This window comes from Pseudomonas sp. AK106, assembly GCF_053903055.1.
The window spans coordinates 4,971,673-4,990,579 of the sequence record NZ_CP096426.1; the positions used below are offsets into that span (position 1 = coordinate 4,971,673).

The window sequence follows — 18,907 nt, forward strand, 5'->3', positions numbered from 1 at the left end:
TCAACCTGACGCTGAATCAGGCGCCGAACGCGGTTCTGTGGGACCGGGTACCACGCAAGCCTGCGCCGAACCCGGGCATATTGTGTGAGTGAAGACGGCACAGAATCCTGCGCCGAACTTATTTCACAGTCTTAGGCGCCTTGCCTGAACGCATCTGCTCCAGCAACCCGGTGCACTGGTTAGGCGCGTCGCCACTGCTCGGTGCCACCAGTGCCAGCAATCCTGCCGCCGGTCCGACTGCAGCGCCCAATAGCACCATGCCCGCGCCGCGCAGCAACAGCGGCCCCGACTCAACACCCGCGTTGGGTTTGCTGAACGGCCCACGCACATACAGCGGCGAACGCAGGGAGAAGACCCGGAAGCCTTTCGACTCGGGCGTCACCTTCATGTCCAGTTGCTCGGTCTTCAGGTTCGCCGTGCCATCGACGTAAATAATCGCGTTCTCGGTATCGAACACAAACACCTTCGTGCTCGCCAAGCCGTCCTTGAAGCCGACATCGGTGGCCGCACAGTTGATCTTCACGTCCTTGTCGCCGAACAGCTTGCCCACCACGTAGTTGCCAACGTTCAGGCCCGCAATTTCCATCAGGCCACGGCTGACGGCGCCGTCGTTGATCAGCATCTTCAGCTCGCCGTTGGACGTGCCCAGCAACGCTGCCACCGAGTTGCCACGGCCACTGAGGTCGGCATCACCGTTGAGCTCACCAAAGCTGGTTTTCATCGGTTCGAAGGTGGGGAACAGCTGCTTGAGCTTGAAGCCGCGAGCCGACAGTTTCGCGCGGCCCTCCAGCGGCTGGGTGTGCCCGTTGAGCTTGATGTCGGCGTCGAGCTTGCCGCCTGCCACACCAAACCGCAGCGGTTCCAGACTCAGCACACCATCGTTGAGCACCACGTGGGTGTACAGGTCGGTGAACGGCAGGTCGGCGCTCTGCACGATGCGCTTGCCCGTGAACTCGACGTCGGCGTCCATGGCAGCCCAGCGGTCGGTCTTGAACTCCTCGACCGGCAGCACCTTGCCTGTCGGCTGCTTGCTCTCGCCGCCCCGGGTTTTCTGCTCGGCATTGGAATCGGCGCCAATCAGCGGCTTGAGGTCCGCCATCAGCAGTTGGTTGGACACCAGCGCGCCGGTCAGCTTGGGGCGAGGTTCGCTGGCGGCAAAGCCGAGATCACCGTGGATGTCGCTGTCGCCGATCTTGCCGTTGAAGCCCTTGTACTGGAACGACGCACCCGCCGGGTCGTGCAGTTTCGCGATCAGGCGGCCGTCTGTGGAGTACGGAGGGGAATCCGGCAGCGTCACGCCGGTCAGCGGATAGAGATTGCTGAGGCTGTCGCCGGAGAGTTTCAGGCGCAGGTCCAGTTCACCCAGATTCTGCGGATCGGTAACCGTGCCTGCAATCGCAACACGCAAGGCACCCGCGCTGACGTCGGCCTGCACCGGGAATGGCAACGCCGCGTCTTTCAGCGCCAGCAGTCCACCTACCTTGCCGCTGCCGTTGAGTTTCTGGCCGTGGTACTGGCCTTTGGCAGTAAAGCCGAAGGCATAGTCCTGAGCCGAAGCGCCCTTGTCCTGAACCTTCTTCGCCTCGCTGCTGCCGACGATGTCGCTGTAGGGGATCGGCTTGCCCAGCATGTCGATGACGACATCGACGGCCGTGTTGATCTTCTGGTCGTTGTAGCTCACGAAGCCTTTGTCGAAGCCGATCGAGCCGATGTCGACCACCCAGCTCGACGGTTTGGCGTTCGGGTCGCTCTTGGGCAGATCAAAGACCCAGTTGGCGCGGCCATCGGCCAGACGCTCGATCTTCGCGTTGGGCTCGGTCAGGTTGATACGCGGGATGACCACGCGCTGGGCCAGCAACGGCAAGGGAGACAAACGCAGGTCGACGCGCTTGAGCGTGACCATCTGCGGCGTCTTTGACCATTCCGGGTTGCCCAGTGCGATGTCTTCCGCCGACAGGTGCGGCCACGGCACCCAGGCGCGCCAGCCGCCTTCATCGGGCTCGCGGTGCCAGCTCACGGCCAGATTGCCGTTGATGGCAAAGGGACGATGGAGTTCTGCAGACACCTTCTCGTTGATGGTCGGCTTGAGTCGGTTCCAGTCGAACGTGGCGATCACAATGATCAGAATCACCAGCAACAGCAGCAGGATTGCGGCTGTCCAAGCGAAGATTTTACGGCCTCGCGTCATTGCGTTGTCTCCCCAAAAACCGATGCGCCATCCAGGGCGCGTCTCGTACGTCGTAACGCTTCGACTGAGAAAAGCCGCGTCGGTTTGATCAAATCTGTATTCAAGGCCAGAAAAGTTCCGCACCCCACCGATACCGTACGTCCAGACGGGCTTGGCGATCCCTCTGAAACTCGCTGAAAGGCCCGCCGGGCAACGAGTCCAGAGGCGCATCATTTCTGTCGATGGTCACCATCAGCTCGCTGAACTTCTTTATCAAGCGGGCAGCGGTAAAATCGCCAGCACGTTCACATCACCCTTTACACCCGAGCATCCTTCCATGAAACGCCAGTTGATTGCCCTGACCCTTTCCCTGCTTGCCTCGAGCGCGTTCGCGATGCCTGCCAGCGAACAAGCGATCCTCGGCGAAGCAAAGGCGACACAGCATTCCGGTTTGCCGACCCTTGCGCAGGACGGCCCCGACCGATTGATCAATCAATATCAGCGCGTCGCCGAAAACGGCCCTGATCTGCTGATTCAGCAGTATCAGCGCGTTTCCTGATTTTTACCCGCTGCGTCAAAAGCTTCCCGGCTAAAGCCAGTCCTACGGAAATAACGCGGCGCTTGTCAGTGGAACCGGCTTAAGCCGGGAAGAGGCCGTTCAGATCAACCAAAAATCGGCACGACAAAAAACATGTGAACAGCCCGGCCCTGATCGCCGGGCTTTTTATTGCCCGACGTCAAACCGGGTTCGACGCCACGCAAACGCATTTGCTAGAGTTGCGGCCCATGCCTCTATCAGATACACGCCCCATGCTGCCCCGCGCCGAACAGAAACAGCAGACTCGCCATGCCCTGCTCGATGCAGCCCGGGGCCTGATGGAGAGCGGACGCGGTTTCGGCAGTCTGAGCCTGCGCGAGGTGGCGAAAACAGCCGGCATCGTACCCACCGGTTTCTATCGGCACTTCGATGACATGGACCACCTCGGCCTGGCGCTGGTCAGCGAAGTCGGTCAGACCTTCCGCGAAACCATCCGCCGCGTGCGACACAACGACAACATCGACAGCGGCATCATCGACGCCTCCATCCGCATCTTTCTGGACGTCGTGGCCGCCAACCGCTCGCAGTTTCTGTTCCTGGCGCGCGAACAATACGGCGGCTCGCTGAAGGTCCGACAGGCGCTCGGTGCGCTGCGCGAAGGCATCATCGCCGACCTCGCGACCGACCTGGCGTCGATGCCCAAATTCCATCACCTGAACACCGACGACCTCTCGGTCATGGCCGACCTCGTGGTAAAAAGCGTGTTTGCCATGCTTCCGGAGCTGATCGATCCGCCGCCCCCGGCATTGGCCGAACATTTGACCCCCCGCGCGAAAATCACTCAGCAACTGCGCTTTATCTTCATCGGCGCCAAGCGTTGGCAGGGATTGGGCAGCACCGAGTGAGTCGCGACGCTTCACTCCTCTGCAACACGGCTTCATGACCCTCCCTTCGCACCACGGAGGTGCGCCTTCGCAACTGACGCACCGATAAGTCGCACTCAGGTGATCAGCCCCGCCCTTACTGCACCGTATTCTGGCAATTTCTGCCCTGTCCATCTGTTGGCAAGCCACTTGCTCTAGCCCTTGCATCGCACATTGCTGGAAGCTTTCTGATGCTGGTGATTCATCAACGGGTCGAACCTCAGGCTGAATGGGCCGCAGAGCTGCATTTGATATTCGAGGCGCGGAGCAAAAGCCGGCTGCGCTGTTTCAGTGCCGAGGGCGAAGACGTCGGGCTGTTCCTTGAGCGGGGCCAGCCGCCGCTGCGTGATGGCGACTTTCTCAAGGCTGAAGACGGGCGGATCGTGCGTGTTTGCGCGCGCCCCGAGCAACTGATGCACGTGACGTGCAGCAACACGTTCGAGCTGACCCGGGCGGCGTATCACTTGGGCAACCGCCATGTGGCACTGCAAGTAGGCGACGGCTGGCTGCGTCTGCTCGACGACTACGTGCTCAAGGCCATGCTCGATCAACTGGGCGCCACGACCGAATCCATCGAAGCCCCCTTCCAGCCCGAGCACGGCGCCTATGGCGGCGGCCATCACCACTCGCGCGCCGGTGAGGAAGATTTCAATTACGCGCCGCGCATTCATCAATTCGGCGTACGCACGTGAACGCAGCCTGGGCGCTGCTGCGTCTGGCCAGCCCCCAGCTGCCGATCGGCGGCTACAGCTATTCCCAGGGCCTGGAAATGGCGGTCGAGCAATCGACCGTCCACGACTCGGCCAGCGCCGCCCGCTGGATTGGCGACCAGTTGCTGCTCAACCTTGCACGATTCGAGGCGCCGCTTTTACTGGCGCACTGCACGGCGGCTGCCGAAGACGACTGGGCGGCCTTGTTGCAATTGAGCGAAGAGCATCGCGCCAGCCGCGAAACCCGCGAACTGCATCTGGAAAGCCGGCAGATGGGCTACTCGCTGCAGCAATTGCTCAACGGTCTGCCGGAAATGGATCAGCCCGCGCGGGACTTTCTACAGCGTATGGGCGAGCCACATCTGGCGCTGGGTTGGGCACTGGCCGCGCGCGCCTGGCAGATCAGCCCTCAGGACGCGCTCGCTGCCTGGCTCTGGAGCTGGCTCGAAAACCAGTTGGCGGTGCTGATGAAAACCCTGCCACTGGGGCAGCAAGCTGCACAGCGCCTGACCAGTGAGTTGCTGCCGCTGCTGCAGAAGGCCCAGCACGACGCGACCGTACTGAATCCTGAACACATCGGCAGCGCGCCATTCGGTCTGGCGCTGGCGAGCATGAACCATGAGCGGCAGTACAGCCGCCTGTTCCGATCATGAGGTGGCTGCCATCGCCGCAGCACCTCGAACCGCACACCATGCTTAACGGAGAGAACGAATGAACAGCCAACCTTTGCGCGTCGGCATCGGCGGTCCGGTCGGGTCCGGCAAGACCGCGCTGACGCTCGCGCTGTGCCTGGCCCTGCGCGATCGTTACAACCTCGCGGTGGTCACCAACGATATCTACACCCGTGAAGACGCTGATTTTCTGGTGCGCAATGAAGCACTGGCGCCCGAGCGCATCATCGGCGTCGAAACCGGTGGCTGCCCGCACACGGCGATCCGCGAAGACGCTTCGATCAATCTGGAAGCGGTCGACCAGCTCAATCGGCGCTTCGAGGGGCTGGACCTGATCATCGTCGAATCCGGCGGCGACAACCTGTCCGCGACGTTCAGCCCGGAGCTGTCGGACCTCACCATTTATGTGATCGACGTGTCAGCCGGCGACAAGCTGCCGCGCAAGGGCGGCCCCGGCATCTGCAAATCCGATCTGCTGGTGATCAACAAGATCGACCTCGCGCCGCTGGTGGGTGCATCGCTGGAGATGATGGACCGCGACACGAAGAAGATGCGCGGCGACAAGCCGTTCGTGTTCAGCAACCAGAAAACCGGTCACGGCCTGGAGCAGATCATCGCGTTCATCGAGCGCCAGGGTCTGCTGACTGCGGCCTGATTTCGTCCACCCAAATGGCTAACACCCAAGTGAAGCAAGGAATTCATTCATGAACGGCAAAAAAGTATTCGGCGCGTTGGCGCTGCTCCTCGTTCCGGCGCTGGCCTTCGCCCACCCCGGCCATGATGAAAGCGGTCTTGTGGCCGGCATCAGCCATCCACTGGGCGGCATCGATCACCTGCTGGCGATGATCGCTGTCGGGCTTTGGGCTGCACAGCAAAAAGGCGCCGCGCGCTGGGCGCTGCCGTGCACGTTTGTCGGCACCATGCTGATGGGCGGCTTGCTCGGGTTTGAAGGCCTGGCATTGCCGGCACTGGAGAGCGGTATTGCGGCATCGGTGTTTGCATTGGGCCTGGCGGTCGCGCTGGCCGTACGCCCGCCACTGTTCATGGCTGTAGCAGCGACGGCGCTGTTTGCGCTGTTCCACGGCGTCGCCCACGGTCTGGAGCTCCCTGAAATGTCGAGCCCGTGGGGCTATGCCCTCGGATTCGTCGGCGCGACGGCTGCGCTGCATGCAGCGGGTTATGCCGTGGTGCGGTTTCTGCCAACCGCGGCGGCACCAGTGGTGCGGATCGCAGGTGCGCTGTCGGCCGCAGCCGGCATCTGGTTGTTCGCGGGCTAAACCATGCGTTATAGGGTTCGGCGGGGATCAATCGATCCCCGCTGCCCCGCCCGCCTCACCTCCTGCTACCATGTCGCGCAATTTGCCACTGCCGTGACGCCATCCAATGCCTGACGCTTCCCTTCCCACCGCCAAGTCTGAACTGTCCGCCCTGTTCACTGAGCTGCAGCAGCACTTCATGCGCGTGGTCGTGCCGTTGTGGCAGGGCCCGGGGTGGAATGCCGAGATGGCGTTGCCGTTCGAGGCGCTCGACGCCCAGCATCGGCCTTTGCCGCCACAGCGCTACCGGGCCATGGCCTGCGCGCGTCAGCTGTTTCTGTTTTCAAGCCTGATCGATCACCCCGACGTGCCCGACGCCGCCACCCGCGCGGCCGCGCTGTTTCGTTCGTTGCAGCAGCACTTTCACGACGCCGAGCACGGCGGCTGGTTCTACAGCATTGATCCACAGGGCGCACCGCTGGATCGCCGCAAGGATCTCTACACTCACGCCTTCATCGTCTTCGCCTGCGCGCACTACTGGGGCAAGGTCCGTGAGCCGTTGGTGGAGTCGGTGCTTAATGCCGCGCTGAACGTGGTCGCCGAACGCTTCGCCGATGGCGATGGCTTGTACGAATCCGTGCTGGCCGAGGATTGGTCTTCGCTCAACGCCGGCCCGCTGCAAAACCCGCTGATGCATCTGGCCGAAGCATTTCTCGGCACCTTGGCCGTGCGTGATGACGCTGACACGCTGGCGGCGCTGGATGCCCTGGTAGAAGCCATGCAGCGACGCTTCGTGGACGTCGATCACGGCGTCATGCTGGAGAAACCGCTGGACGCTGTGGATAACTGGTCCGAGCCGGGTCATCAGTTTGAATGGTTTTATCTGCTGGCATCGTCCGCGCGTCTGCGGGGCACGCCGCTGTATCGCTCGCTGGAGACTGCATTCGCCCACGCCGAAGCACAGGGTGTCGACCAGACGACTGGCGCGGTCGCGGCGATGCTGGAAGTGGACGGTTCGGTAAAAGACGGCACGCAGCGCATCTGGGCTCAGGCTGAATACCTGCGCGCGCTGACGTTACGGCCTGAGAGCGAACATCTGCTGGCGCGCCAATTGACTGCGCTGCAAACGCAGTTTCTGCACCCCACCGGCTGGAACGAGTGCCTCGACAGCCAGGGACAGATCAGCCGCAGCGACATGCCGTCGACAACGCCGTATCACCTGGCGACCTGCTACATCGGGCTGGCCGAGTTTTTTATCGGCTGAGCTGATTCCCTGATGGTCATCCCATCAGAGATTGGCGGCGACCCCTGTGGGGGCGAGCTTGCTCGCGAATGGGCAAGTACGTCCGCTAAATATTCAGCGGTTGGAATGCCGTCTTCGTGAGCAAGCTCACTCCCACATGGACGGCGCTGCCCTCAAGAACGCGCCGCGTGTCGGGCGACGCTAATCTCCTAAAACCCTACTTATTTCTCCCCGCGACTGCGATCAATTGCAAACCCGGCCCAGGTCTGGCTCACGGGCATCAGCTCCAGGCTGTTGACGTTGACGTGGGCCGGCGTGTTCATGATCCAGAAGATGGTGTCGGCAATGTCCTGGGGCTGGATCGGCTCGGCGCCTGCGTAGGTGGCGTCGTACTTGGCCTGATCGCCACCGAAACGCACCAGCGAGAACTCGCTCTCACACAGCCCCGGTTCAAGGTTGGTCACCCGTACGCCGGTGCCGACCAGGTCGTTGCGCAGGTTCAGCGAGAACTGTCCGACGAACGCTTTGGTGCCGCCATATACGTTACCGCCCGGGTACGGATAATTCCCCGCAACCGAGCCAAGGTTGACGATGCTGGCGCCGCGGCCGTAGGCGATCAGACGCGAAAGCAGCGTGCGCGTCGTGTAAACCAGCCCTTTGATGTTGGTGTCGATCATGGTGTCCCAGTCATCCAGATCGCACTTGGGTGCAGGATCAATCCCCAGCGCCAGGCCTGCGTTGTTGATCAAGCCGCGGATCTTCGCGAATTCAGCCGGCAGGCTTTCCACGGCGCGCTCCACGCCTGCGCGATCGCGCACGTCCAGCGTCAGCGTGTGCACCTTGGTCTGTTTCGACAATTCGGCGCTCAGCGCCTGCAAGCGGTCTTCACGGCGACCGGTCAGCACCAGCGACCACCCCGCCTCGGCAAAACGACGGGCGCAGGCTTCGCCAAACCCGGAAGTGGCCCCGGTAATGAATACGGTAGAGGTCATTTCTTTCTCCTGACTAAAGATGCGGGCTTATCAAGCCAAGCGGGAATGTCACGCAAGCAGCGTTGCGTGTAGGAAGGTTCTGGAGAATGCCCGCCCGCACAGGCCGGGATCAAGCACCATCCGCAACATCCTCATACAACCGCTCTGCTGTACAAAAAACGACCAATTGCTCCCAACCCTTACACCATGTGGCCTGCAGACACTTTTGCCCACCTTATCCACAGTCAGACGTACATTTTCTGGGGGCAACTCTAAAACGCCGAAAGTCCCGGCATACGGGGCGTGTGGGTAACTCAGCGCATGTTTTTACTTGACCGGCCATGGGCCATCTGCCGTCGACTATTCTCAAGACTTGGGTGCGCGGACAGGATTGCTGCGTGAACGCCAGAGATTGCGCTATCTGCGGCGGTCTTTCCAACGGTTGCACACAGACTTATCCACAGGCAGACACCTTATAAAGACTGTATAAAAAACCAGCCACAAGAACGTTGACAAACCCCCTAAAAATACCGGCCGAAAGCACTGGTCAAATATTGATCAGCATGCTGCAAGCCACGTAAATAAAGGCCTCCAGCCAGCTGCTCCCAACTTATTCACAGTCACCTCCACAGTAAAACTGAACAAGTCAAAAGCGTGACAAAACAGCGATTTGCAGCGGCTATATGTCGCGTTTTCGCATCTGCCCAAAATTGTTTTCCACAATTCGGCTACCGCATAAAAAAGCCCCGGAAGTTATCCACCCGGGGCTTGTTTGAGCCGCATTGATCAGCAATCAGTGACCGCCTAGATAGGCGTTCCTGACCTCCTCGTTGGTGAGCAATTCCTTACCCGTGCCCGTCAGGCGAATCTCGCCGTTGACCATCACGTAGGCGCGGTCCGACAGCTTCAGCGCATGGTTGGCGTTCTGCTCGACCAGGAAGATGGTCATGCCGGTCTGGGCCAGCTCGCGCAGCGTTGCGAAAATCTGCTTCACGATGATGGGTGCCAGCCCCAGGCTCGGTTCGTCCAGCAACAGCAACTTGGGACGGCTCATCAACGCCCGGGCAATGGCGAGCATTTGCTGTTCGCCCCCGGACATCGTCATCGCCCGCTGATTGCGACGCTCCTTAAGCCGCGGGAACATCTCGAACATGCGCTGCATGTCTTCGCTGGCGTGTTTGTCGCCGATGGGGATGGTGCCCATCATCAGGTTCTCTTCCACCGACATGTCCGGGAACACACGGCGGCCTTCCGGCGACTGCGCGATGCCATTGGACGCGATGTAGTGCGACGACTTGTGGGTGATGTCGGTGCCCTGATAGATGATCTGTCCACTGGCCGCGCGCGGCTGGCCGAAGATTGACATCAGCAGCGTGGATTTACCCGCGCCGTTGGAGCCGATCAGGCTGACCGTTTCGCCCTCGTCAATGTGCATCGAGACTTTCTTCAAGGCCTGAATCGGACCGTAATACACGTCGATCTCTTTCAGTTCGAGGATCGGCTTACTCATACCAACTCCTCTTCATCAGCGCCCAGATACGCCGCGATCACTTTCGGATCGTTGCGGATCTGCTCCGGTTTGCCCTTGGCGATCACGTTGCCGTGGTCGAGCACGACGATGTCGTCGGAAATGCCCATGACCATGCCCATGTCGTGCTCGATCAGCACGATGGTCATGTCGTGATCGTCGCGCAGGTGGCGAATCATGCCGCTCAACGCCTCGGTTTCCTGCGGGTTCAAGCCGGCTGCCGGTTCGTCCAGGCAGATGACCTGCGGCCGCGTGCACATCGCCCGCGCGATCTCCAGACGGCGTTGCTGGCCGTAGGAAAGCTCACCGGCCAGACGGTTCGCGCAGTCCACCAGATCCACCACCTCGAGCCAGTAGAACGCGGTGTTCATGGCGTCTTCTTCGGCCTTGCGATAGGCCTTGGTGTTGAGGATGCCGGCCAGCATGTTGCGATTGACCCACATGTGCTGTGCGACCAGCAGGTTCTCGACGACGGACATTTCCTTGAACAGGCGAATGTTCTGGAAGGTACGCGCAAGCCCCGCACGGTTTACCAGGTGCGTGCCGCCAAACATTTTGTAGTACAGGCGGCTGCCGAAGCGCTTGGGCGAAGCGAAGTCGGCGGCGCGAAATTGTTCGCCGAGCAACTGAATGACGTTGGTTTTCTTGCCCCGCGCGTTGAGCTCGATGCGCCCGCCGGTGGCTTTGTAGAAACCGGTCAGGCAGTTGAACACGGTGGTCTTGCCGGCGCCGTTCGGGCCGATGAGGGCGAAGATCGAGTTGCGCCGCACTTGCAGGCTGACGTCGCTGAGGGCCTTGATGCCGCCGAAGTGCATCATCAGGTTTTCGACGGACAGAACGATTTCGTCGCTCATCACGCGCCCTCCACTTTGGCCAGCACGCCTTTGCGTGGCTGCACGCCGGTACGGCTGATGCGGATCAAGCCACGGGGACGCCAGATCATCATCAGCACCATGAGGATGCCGAACAGCAAGACGCGGTATTCCGCGAAGCTGCGCAGCAGTTCCGGTGCGACGGTCAGCACGAACGCCGCAATGACCACGCCGACGGTCGAGCCCATGCCGCCGAGCACGACGATGGCGAGAATGAGCGCGGACTCGAAGAAGGTGAACGAGGTCGGGTTGACGAAGCCTTGATAGCTGGCGAAGAACACGCCGGCCAGCCCTGCGGTCGAGGCGCCGATGGTGAAAGCCGAAAGCTTGACCAGCACGTGGTTCAGGCCCATGGAGCGGCAGGCGATTTCGTCCTCACGCAGTGCTTCCCACGCGCGGCCGACCGGCATGCGCGTCAGGCGATGCTTGACGTACAGCACCGCCAACACGACCAGGAACAGCACGGTGTAGATGAAAATGAATTTCAGGTCCGGGTTGTATTCGAAGCCGAAATACTCGTGGATGGGGATGCCGCCGTCTTTCGCGCGACGTCCGAACTCCAGGCCGAAGAAGGTCGGCGCAGGCACCGCCACGCCGTTCGGTCCGCCGGTGAACGACAGCCAGTTATTGAGCACCAGACGAATGATCTCGCCGAAGCCCAGGGTCACGATCGCCAGGTAATCCCCGTGCATGCGCAGTACCGGAAAGCCGAGGATGCAACCGGCAAGCGCCGCCGCAATGGCTGCCAGCGGCAACGCCGACCAGAACCCCAGGCCCAGATACTGATAACCCAGTGCCAGGCCGTACGCGCCAATCGCATAGAAAGCCACGTAACCCAGATCGAGCAGACCGGCGAGCCCGACCACGATATTAAGGCCCAGGCCCAGCAGCACATAGATCAGGCCGAGGATCACCACGGTCAGCACATACTTGTCGGCGAAGACCGGGAAAATCACCGCAATCAGAATCATCAGCGGAATGATGAAACGCAGGCGCGTCTTGTAACCCGGTGGCAGCACGTGCACGCCTGAGCCCGAGTTTTCGAAGCTCTGGGCGATGGCCACGCCCTTCGGCGTCTGCAGGAACAGGCTCATGAAGAAACGACCGACGACGACCACGCCCACCAGCACGGCGACGCGCCCTGGTTGCAGGTTGAAGCCGTAACCGTCGAGCACGATGCCGACGATCGGGCCGAACACGATCAACGCCAGCAGTCCGGCGATCACCGCGTCGATCAGGCTTTGTTTGATATCAATGGGTTTAGTAGGTGCAGACATGGTTATACCTTCGCCACGAGTGGGCGACCCAGCAGGCCTTGGGGACGGAAGATCAGAATCACTACCAGCAGGCCGAAACTGAACACGTCTTTGTAGTCAGAGTTGATCAGGCCGGAGAACTGCGACTCGGCCACCCCCAGGATCAGCCCGCCGAGCATGGCGCCCGGCAACGAACCAATTCCGCCCAGGACCGCTGCGGTAAACGCCTTGATGCCGATGACGAAGCCGGCGAAGAAGTCGAAGGTGCCGTAGTTCATGGTGATCAGCACGCCGGCCAGTGCCGCCATGGCCGCGCCGATGATGAACACGTAGGAAATGACCCGGTCGGTATTGATGCCCAGAATTGAGGCCATCTTGCGATCCTGCTGCGTGGCGCGGCACATGCGGCCCAGCTTGGTGTACTTGATGATGTAGGTCAGTACGCCCATGCCGACGAAGGCGGCGATCAGGATGAAGATTTTGGTGTAGGTGATCTGTACGAAGCCGCTGCCGACATCGAAGCGCATGGCGCCTTCGAGCAGGGTCGGTACGCCTTGCTGGCGTGGGCCCTGAGCGATCTGCGCGTAGTTCTGCAGAATCAGGGAGATGCCGATCGCACTGATCAGCGGCGCCAGACGGGTCGAGTTACGCAGCGGTTTATACGCCACGCGCTCGATGACGAAGCCGTACACACCGGTCACCACAATGGTGAAGATCAGTGTGCCGAGAATCAGAAAGGGGAATGACTCAACGCCGAAGAACGACAGTACGGCGAGGCCAATGGCTGCGAGGTAGGCGGAGATCATGTACACGTCGCCGTGGGCGAAGTTGATCATGCCGATGATGCCGTAGACCATCGTGTAACCGATGGCGATCAGGCCATAGACCGAGCCCAGTGTCAGGCCGTTGACCATTTGCTGCAGGAAAATACCGTCCATCACGCACGCTCACGAACTTGAAAGGCCAGCCTGACGCGCGGCGACCATTCCCTCGTGAGGAACAGAGCGGCGCACACAGTGGCAACAGAAGAAATCCGGCGCCGCTGTCAGACAGCGCCGATTACCGGATCAGAACGTTTCCCGGCTCACCCCCGGGAAACGGCCGATCCGACTAAGCGCTTAACTCACTTCTGCTTTTCGAGCTGGTGGTATTTGCCATCCTTGTCCCACTGGTAAACCACGTAGTCAGAGACTTTCAGGTCGCCCTTGGTGTCCCAGGCTTTCTCGCCCATGACGGTTTTGACAGGATGGGCTTTCAGGAACTTGGCAGCGTCCTCGCCTTTGTTCGACTTGGCGCCGTTAAAGCCAGCAGCCAGGGCCTGAACCGAAGCGTAAGCGTAGAGGGTGTAGCCTTCTGGCTCGTAGCCGGATTTGCGGAACTGCTCAACCACAGCCTTGCTGTCTGGCAGCATGCGCGGGTCGGCGCCGAAGGTCATGTACACGCCATCGACGTATTGCGCGCCGCCAGCGGTGGTCACCAGCTCGTCGGTCACAACGCCGTCGTCGGACATGAACTTGACGTCTTTCAGGCCTTGCTCACGCAGTTGGCGAACCAGTGGACCGGCTTCCGGGTGCAGGCCGCCGAAGTAAACGACGTCAGCGCCAACGGAGCGGATCTTGGTGACCAGGGCGCTGAAGTCTTTTTCGCCACGGGTCAGACCTTCTTCCAGCACAGGCTTCACGCCGCGCTTGGTCAGCTGCTTGGCGGTGGCGTCTGCCAGGCCTTTGCCGTAGGTGTCTTTGTCGTTGATGACGGCGATCTTCTTGCCCTTGAGCACGTCGACGATGTAGTCGCCGGCAACGACGCCTTGCTGATCGTCACGACCGCACATGCGGAACATGGCGCTCAGGCCGCGCTCGGTCACGGTCGGGTTGGTAGAGCCAGGAGTGATCGCGATGATGCCGGCTTCGTCATAGACTTCCGACGCCGGGATGGTCGAGGAGGAGCAGAAGTGACCGACAACGCCGGCAACTTTGTCGGACGCGGCCTTGTTGGCGACGGCAACGGCCTGTTTCGGTTCGCACGCATCGTCGTAGGCGGTCAGGACGATTTTGTCGCCGTTGACGCCGCCCGCAGCGTTAATGGCATCGGCAGCCGCTTGAGCGCCCTTCATGTACTGTTCGCCGAATGAGGCGTTGGCGCCGGTCATCGGGCCTGCAACGCCGATCTTGATGTCGGCTGCCTGCGCAAATGAAGCCGCACCCATGGCAGTAGCCACGGCGAGTGCGAGAAAGCCTTTTCTGTAGAACGTCTGCGACATGAGTTGGTGCTCCTGGGTTTTTTAATTAGCACTGCGACCACAGAGCTGCTGCGAGCAAGTGGCGTGCCATCGGTTTTTTATTCTTGAGAAACTCGTCGTTTTGTCGCTATCCGACTGATTTCTGCCCTTTTTCACGGGGCGTGCAACCGTCTAAACCGCGCAAGGTGCAACCTCACGACTTTAAAAGAGCAACCCTGGCGAGACAGACGCGCAACCGCGCCGTTCTCACCTGTACAACCCTGTTGTTACAGCGTGCGTCACCGAACTGCACACCGTCGGTGCGGATCCGCTACGGGCCGCACCATTTGAGGGTAGTGGATGTAGGAGAAAGCGTTGTTTTGGAGAGAGAATTCTTCTCAGATCACGATTCTGAGGCACTGGCCCGCATGGTATAGCGAAAAGCCAGCCTCGTACAAAGAACTGCGCAGTCCGACGGCCGCCAGCGGCTGCATCTGCGCAAAGGGGATGGGTAAAACACTGGCGTTGCCGCTGCACAGGTAATCGGCGAATGCTTTGCCGACGACCGTCCCAGTGGTGTTGCCGCGTCCGTTGTAACCGGTGACCGCGACCAGTCCTGGTGCAGGCTCGAACATTCGCGGCAAGTGATCGGGCGTGAACGCGATGCAGCCGGTCCAGGTGCATTCCCACTCGACCGTTTTGAGGTACGGGAAATAATGCTGTTGCACACGATCGGCCCACGCTTTGAGAAACCAGCCAGGCTTTTGATTGCCATTGCCCAGACTGCCCAACAACAACCGGCCATCGGCATCGCGACGGATGCTGCTGAGCACCTGCCGCGTGTCCCAGGAGCCCTGCCCGCCCGGTAAAATCCGCTGCGCCGCGTCTTCGGTCAGCGGCGCCGAGGCCACTTGATAGTAATAGCCGGGGAAGAAGTTGCGCCGAAGCTCCGTCCACTCGCCCTCGGTGTAGGCGTTGGAGGCGATGACGACTTGCTCGGCAAGCACCGCGCCGCTTTCAGTGATCACGCACCAGCGCGAGCCTTGTCGCTCAAGGCGTCTGACCGGCGAGTGGTCGAAACGCTGACCTCCCAACTGCGTAACGGCCGCCGCCAGCCCGCTGGTATAGGCCATCGGATTAATGGTGCCCGCGCGGTGATCAAGTAAAGCGGAGGTGATCTCGGTGGTGCCGGTCGCGTCCTGACAGGCCTTGCCGGTGAGCAATTCCACAGGCGCGCCGCAACGCTTCCATTGTTGTTCACGGCTGCGCAGGTCCAGCTCGCCTTTGGCGTTGTGGGCCATGTGCAGCGTGCCTTTGCGCGTGGCCTGGCAGTCGATGCCGTATTTTTCGATGAGGCTGAAGACCAGCGACGGCGCGTTGCCGAGCATGGTGTTGAGCTGGCTGCCGACTGTCTCGCCGAATCCGGCTTCGATTTCGTCAGGCGGAATCCACAGGCCGGCATTGACCAGTCCCACGTTTCGGCCGGACCCGCCCTGCCCGGTGCGATGAGCTTCGACGACAGCGACCGTCTTGCCTTGCTCAAGCAGATGAAGGGCCGCCGACAAACCCGTGATGCCTGCGCCGATGACGCACACATCGACCGTCACTTCCCCGCGCAACGCGGGCGCTTCCGGCCTCTGCGGCGTCAGCGTTTCCCACAGACATTCTTCGCGTAACGGCATCGCAAAACCTCGGAAAGAGACAGCCAGACCATTGATCGTTCCCACGCTCCGCGTGGTAATGCATGCGCGCGGACGGCTTAAACCTGTAGGAGCGTGGCTTGTCCCGCGATCGGCTGCGCAGCAGTCGTAATGCGTTTCCCCGGTTGATTCAGACAAACCGGGTTCAAGAACTTACTGCCGCTGCGCGCCAGATCGCGGGACAAGCCACGCTCCTACACAAACCATCAATCAAACGTAATGCCCTGCGCCAGCGGCAGTTCGCGGGAGTAGTTCACCGTCGCGGTCTGGCGACGCATGTAGCCTTTCCAGGAGTCCGAGCCGGATTCGCGGCCACCGCCGGTTTCTTTCTCGCCACCGAACGCGCCGCCAATCTCTGCACCACTCGGGCCAATGTTGACATTGGCGATGCCGCAATCGCTGCCCAGTGCCGAAATGAACTGCTCGGCCTCGCGCACGTCGGTGGTGAAGATGCAGGACGACAGACCTTGGGGGACGTCATTGTTCAGACGAACCGCCTCGCTGAATTCCTCATAGCCCACCACGTACAAAATCGGCGCGAAGGTTTCGCTGCGCACGACCTCGCTCTGTTCCGGCATCTCGACGATGGCCGGCGAGACGTAATACGCGTTCGGGAATTTCTCCTCCAACTGGCGCTTGCCGCCGAACACCTTGCCGCCTTCGCTCAACGCCTGCTCCAGCGCTTCCTGCATGTTTTCGTAGCTTTGCTTGTCGATCAGCGGACCGACCAGATTGCCTTCCAGCGGATGCCCGATGCGCACTTTGGCGTACGCCGCTTTGAGGCGCTCGACGAACTCCGCCTTCACCGACGAGTGCGCAATCAAACGGCGCAGGGTGGTGCAGCGTTGACCGGCCGTGCCGACGGCGCTGAACAGCACCGCGCGCACGGCCAGATCCAGATCGGCACTCGGGGTCAGAATCATCGCGTTGTTGCCGCCCAGCTCCAGAATGCTGCGGGCGAAACGTGCAGCGAGTTTCGGCGCCACTTCGCGGCCCATGCGCGTGCTGCCAGTGGCGCTGATCAATGCGACGCGGATGTCATCGACCAACGCCTCACCGGCTTCGCGGCCGCCGACGATGCATTGGGTGAGGTACTGCGGAGCATCCGAAAATTCAGCGGCGACTTTATCGAACAGGGCCTGACAGGCCAGCGCAGTGAGGGGCGTTTTTTCCGACGGTTTCCAGATCACCGCGTTACCGCAGACCAGCGCCAGCGCGGTGTTCCACGACCAGACCGCGACAGGGAAGTTGAACGCGCTGATAACGCCGACAACCCCCAGCGGATGCCAGGTCTCACGCATGTGGTGGCCCGGGCGCTCGGAAGCGATGGTCAGGCCGTACATCTGGCGCGACAGGCCGACGGCGAAGTCGCAGATGTCGATCATTTCCTGCACTTCACCCAGCCCTTCCTGAGTGATCTTGCCGGCTTCCCACGACACCAGTTCACCGAGGTCGGCTTTGTGCTTGCGCAGCGCTTCGCCAAACAGACGAATCAGCTCGCCGCGACGGGGTGCAGGCACTTTGCGCCAGGCTTCGAAGGCGTGTTCGGCGCGGGTGATGCGCTGCTCGACTTCGGCGGCGCTTTCCCAGCTCACCGACGCGACCTGGCTGCCATCGATTGGCGTGTGAACAGGCTTGTCGCCCTGTTGATAAAGCGCGGCGTCGACACCGAGTCGGGTAAGCAGGTCGTTGAGCATGGTTTCTCCTGGAACTGTTCGTAAGCGCAAAAGCGGAATGCCAAATGTGGGTTATTTCGTCAGCCTCTAGTAATAGCTGGCCGGCGACACTGCAACAAACGACGATTAAGCGAGATATCATTCCGTTTTTTCATGCTGACGCTGAACGAGCCGAATATGCTGAGCAAACGCCATCTCCCGTCGGTCACCGCGCTGCAATGTTTTGAAGCGGTGACCCGTCACCTGAGTTTCACCCGCGCGGCCGAGGAGCTGAACCTCACCCAGAGCGCGGTCAGCAAGCAGGTCGCCCAGCTGGAAGAATTGGTGCAGCACCTGTTGTTCCGACGGGTGCGTCGACGCCTGCAACTGACGCCAGCCGGTGCGCTGTACTTGGGAGAGGTGCGCAAAGTGCTCACGCAGATGGAAATGTCGACGCACTTCCTGCGTTCCTACGGCGGCGAAACCGAAGTCCTGCGGGTGTCAACACCCTCGACCTTCGGCGCCCGCTGGCTGGTGCCACGGCTCAAGGGCTGGCGCTTGCGTCATCCGCACATTCATCTGGATCTGGTCAACGAACAGGAGAGCGATGATGTAGCCCAGAGCCGCTGCGACCTGTCGTTCTATTTTGGTGGAGGTGCCCGACCCGGTGCGGAGAGCGTGAGGCTGTTCAGCGAAGAGCTGATCCCGGTCTGCGCTCCCGGCAGCCTGCCCGATGAACCCTTCACCGATCCTACGCAACTGACCGATCTGGTCCTGCTGCAAAACGCGCACCGCCCCCAGGCCTGGCATGACTGGTTCGACAGTCAGGGTTACCAGACCGAGCACAGCTACCACGGCCCGCGTTTCGAAACGATCTATATGTGCATTCGTGCGGCGCAAGTGGGCTGCGGCGTCGCGCTGCTGCCCCGGTTTCTGGTGGAAGAAGAGCTGACGGACGGCAAGCTGATCATCCCCTGGACCCACGCCCTGCCCAGTCAGGACGCCTACTACCTCGCATACCCGGAGCACGCGGCCGAAGTGCCGAAAATCCGCGTGTTTGTGGAATGGATGCTCGAACAGCTCAACGAGCCAACGCCGAAGTAAAAACATTCCCGGCTAAAGCCGGTCCTACTGACGTCGCGCAATCTCATAGTAGGACCGGCTTCAGCCGGGAAAAGGCCAGTTTGCGCACCATCAAA

At 61.1% G+C, this 18,907-nt stretch carries 17 protein-coding genes; 8 read left to right on the forward strand and 9 right to left on the reverse strand.

The genetic code is table 11. The features are described 5' to 3' along the window. Positions 1-118: 118 nt before the first annotated feature. On the reverse strand, positions 119-2,188 hold the full coding sequence (locus M1E04_RS21890; RefSeq protein WP_192135301.1) for an AsmA family protein: 2,070 nt from the start codon (positions 2,186-2,188) through the stop codon (positions 119-121). Between the two features lie 151 nt (positions 2,189-2,339). Here M1E04_RS21890 and M1E04_RS21895 point away from each other — a divergent pair, with 151 nt between their 5' ends. The 7 genes from M1E04_RS21895 (at position 2,340) to M1E04_RS21925 (ending at position 7,529) form a co-directional block, all read left to right on the forward strand. Continuing rightward, positions 2,340-2,726, forward strand: a complete 387-nt coding sequence (locus tag M1E04_RS21895; RefSeq protein WP_456292039.1) for a hypothetical protein — start codon at positions 2,340-2,342, stop codon at positions 2,724-2,726. Between the two features lie 251 nt (positions 2,727-2,977). Continuing rightward, positions 2,978-3,610, forward strand: coding sequence for a TetR family transcriptional regulator (locus tag M1E04_RS21900; protein ID WP_065987770.1), 633 nt, complete (start codon positions 2,978-2,980; stop codon positions 3,608-3,610). 209 nt (positions 3,611-3,819) lie between these two features. Next, entirely contained in the window at positions 3,820-4,320 is a 501-nt protein-coding gene (gene ureE, locus M1E04_RS21905) for an urease accessory protein UreE (RefSeq protein ID WP_192135307.1), read from the forward strand. Beyond that, complete coding sequence (locus tag M1E04_RS21910) at positions 4,317-4,991, forward strand: urease accessory protein UreF (RefSeq protein ID WP_192135308.1); 675 nt, start codon at positions 4,317-4,319, stop codon at positions 4,989-4,991. Before ureE ends, M1E04_RS21910 begins: the two co-directional genes overlap by 4 nt. A 58-nt stretch (positions 4,992-5,049) precedes the next feature. Further along, the gene (gene ureG / locus M1E04_RS21915) at positions 5,050-5,664 is read left to right on the forward strand and encodes an urease accessory protein UreG (protein ID WP_074891382.1); all 615 of its coding nucleotides are present in this window, start codon (positions 5,050-5,052) and stop codon (positions 5,662-5,664) included. 49 nt (positions 5,665-5,713) lie between these two features. Then, complete coding sequence (locus tag M1E04_RS21920; RefSeq protein ID WP_065987774.1) at positions 5,714-6,286, forward strand: HupE/UreJ family protein; 573 nt, start codon at positions 5,714-5,716, stop codon at positions 6,284-6,286. Positions 6,287-6,392: 106 nt separating this feature from the next. Continuing rightward, positions 6,393-7,529, forward strand: a complete 1,137-nt coding sequence (locus M1E04_RS21925) for an AGE family epimerase/isomerase (protein ID WP_192135309.1) — start codon at positions 6,393-6,395, stop codon at positions 7,527-7,529. Between the two features lie 200 nt (positions 7,530-7,729). Here M1E04_RS21925 and M1E04_RS21930 read toward each other — a convergent pair whose 3' ends face one another. The 8 genes from M1E04_RS21930 to amaB form a co-directional block, all read right to left on the reverse strand. Beyond that, on the reverse strand, positions 7,730-8,500 hold the full coding sequence (locus M1E04_RS21930) for an SDR family oxidoreductase (protein WP_065987776.1): 771 nt from the start codon (positions 8,498-8,500) through the stop codon (positions 7,730-7,732). Between the two features lie 772 nt (positions 8,501-9,272). Further along, positions 9,273-9,989 carry an ABC transporter ATP-binding protein gene (locus M1E04_RS21935; protein ID WP_065987777.1) on the reverse strand — a complete coding sequence of 239 codons (717 nt, stop codon included), beginning with the start codon at positions 9,987-9,989 and terminating at the stop codon, positions 9,273-9,275. Then, positions 9,986-10,861: an ABC transporter ATP-binding protein gene (locus tag M1E04_RS21940; protein ID WP_065987778.1), complete on the reverse strand. Its 876-nt coding sequence runs from the start codon at positions 10,859-10,861 to the stop codon at positions 9,986-9,988. Before M1E04_RS21940 ends, M1E04_RS21935 begins: the two co-directional genes overlap by 4 nt. After that, on the reverse strand, positions 10,861-12,156 hold the full coding sequence (gene livM / locus M1E04_RS21945) for a high-affinity branched-chain amino acid ABC transporter permease LivM (RefSeq protein ID WP_065987779.1): 1,296 nt from the start codon (positions 12,154-12,156) through the stop codon (positions 10,861-10,863). Before livM ends, M1E04_RS21940 begins: the two co-directional genes overlap by 1 nt. 2 nt (positions 12,157-12,158) lie before the next feature. Beyond that, positions 12,159-13,073, reverse strand: a complete 915-nt coding sequence (locus M1E04_RS21950) for an ABC transporter permease subunit (RefSeq protein WP_065987780.1) — start codon at positions 13,071-13,073, stop codon at positions 12,159-12,161. A 185-nt stretch (positions 13,074-13,258) separates the two neighbouring features. Next, entirely contained in the window at positions 13,259-14,395 is a 1,137-nt protein-coding gene (locus M1E04_RS21955; protein ID WP_192135310.1) for an ABC transporter substrate-binding protein, read from the reverse strand. A 356-nt stretch (positions 14,396-14,751) separates the two neighbouring features. After that, complete coding sequence (amaA, locus tag M1E04_RS21960) at positions 14,752-16,035, reverse strand: L-pipecolate oxidase (protein WP_456292040.1); 1,284 nt, start codon at positions 16,033-16,035, stop codon at positions 14,752-14,754. 224 nt (positions 16,036-16,259) lie between these two features. Beyond that, positions 16,260-17,750, reverse strand: a complete 1,491-nt coding sequence (gene amaB / locus M1E04_RS21965) for an L-piperidine-6-carboxylate dehydrogenase (protein ID WP_456292041.1) — start codon at positions 17,748-17,750, stop codon at positions 16,260-16,262. A gap of 156 nt (positions 17,751-17,906) precedes the next feature. Here amaB and M1E04_RS21970 point away from each other — a divergent pair, with 156 nt between their 5' ends. Further along, positions 17,907-18,812: a LysR family transcriptional regulator gene (locus M1E04_RS21970; protein ID WP_369319103.1), complete on the forward strand. Its 906-nt coding sequence runs from the start codon at positions 17,907-17,909 to the stop codon at positions 18,810-18,812. Positions 18,813-18,907: the final 95 nt, after the last annotated feature.

Excerpts from the sequence above, each read along its gene's own strand:
- amaB (WP_456292041.1), bottom strand. The coding sequence starts at position 17,750 with ATGCTCAACGACCTGCTTACCCGACTCGGTGTCGACGCCGCGCTTTAT.
- M1E04_RS21935 (WP_065987777.1), bottom strand. The coding sequence starts at position 9,989 with ATGAGTAAGCCGATCCTCGAACTGAAAGAGATCGACGTGTATTACGGT.
- ureE (WP_192135307.1), top strand. The coding sequence starts at position 3,820 with ATGCTGGTGATTCATCAACGGGTCGAACCTCAGGCTGAATGGGCCGCA.
- ureG (WP_074891382.1), top strand. The coding sequence starts at position 5,050 with ATGAACAGCCAACCTTTGCGCGTCGGCATCGGCGGTCCGGTCGGGTCC.
- M1E04_RS21900 (WP_065987770.1), top strand. The coding sequence starts at position 2,978 with ATGCTGCCCCGCGCCGAACAGAAACAGCAGACTCGCCATGCCCTGCTC.
- M1E04_RS21955 (WP_192135310.1), bottom strand. The coding sequence starts at position 14,395 with ATGTCGCAGACGTTCTACAGAAAAGGCTTTCTCGCACTCGCCGTGGCT.
- amaA (WP_456292040.1), bottom strand. The coding sequence starts at position 16,035 with ATGCCGTTACGCGAAGAATGTCTGTGGGAAACGCTGACGCCGCAGAGG.
- M1E04_RS21930 (WP_065987776.1), bottom strand. The coding sequence starts at position 8,500 with ATGACCTCTACCGTATTCATTACCGGGGCCACTTCCGGGTTTGGCGAA.
- M1E04_RS21940 (WP_065987778.1), bottom strand. The coding sequence starts at position 10,861 with ATGAGCGACGAAATCGTTCTGTCCGTCGAAAACCTGATGATGCACTTC.
- livM (WP_065987779.1), bottom strand. The coding sequence starts at position 12,156 with ATGTCTGCACCTACTAAACCCATTGATATCAAACAAAGCCTGATCGAC.
- M1E04_RS21925 (WP_192135309.1), top strand. The coding sequence starts at position 6,393 with ATGCCTGACGCTTCCCTTCCCACCGCCAAGTCTGAACTGTCCGCCCTG.
- M1E04_RS21890 (WP_192135301.1), bottom strand. The coding sequence starts at position 2,188 with ATGACGCGAGGCCGTAAAATCTTCGCTTGGACAGCCGCAATCCTGCTG.
- M1E04_RS21970 (WP_369319103.1), top strand. The coding sequence starts at position 17,907 with ATGCTGAGCAAACGCCATCTCCCGTCGGTCACCGCGCTGCAATGTTTT.
- M1E04_RS21920 (WP_065987774.1), top strand. The coding sequence starts at position 5,714 with ATGAACGGCAAAAAAGTATTCGGCGCGTTGGCGCTGCTCCTCGTTCCG.
- M1E04_RS21950 (WP_065987780.1), bottom strand. The coding sequence starts at position 13,073 with ATGGACGGTATTTTCCTGCAGCAAATGGTCAACGGCCTGACACTGGGC.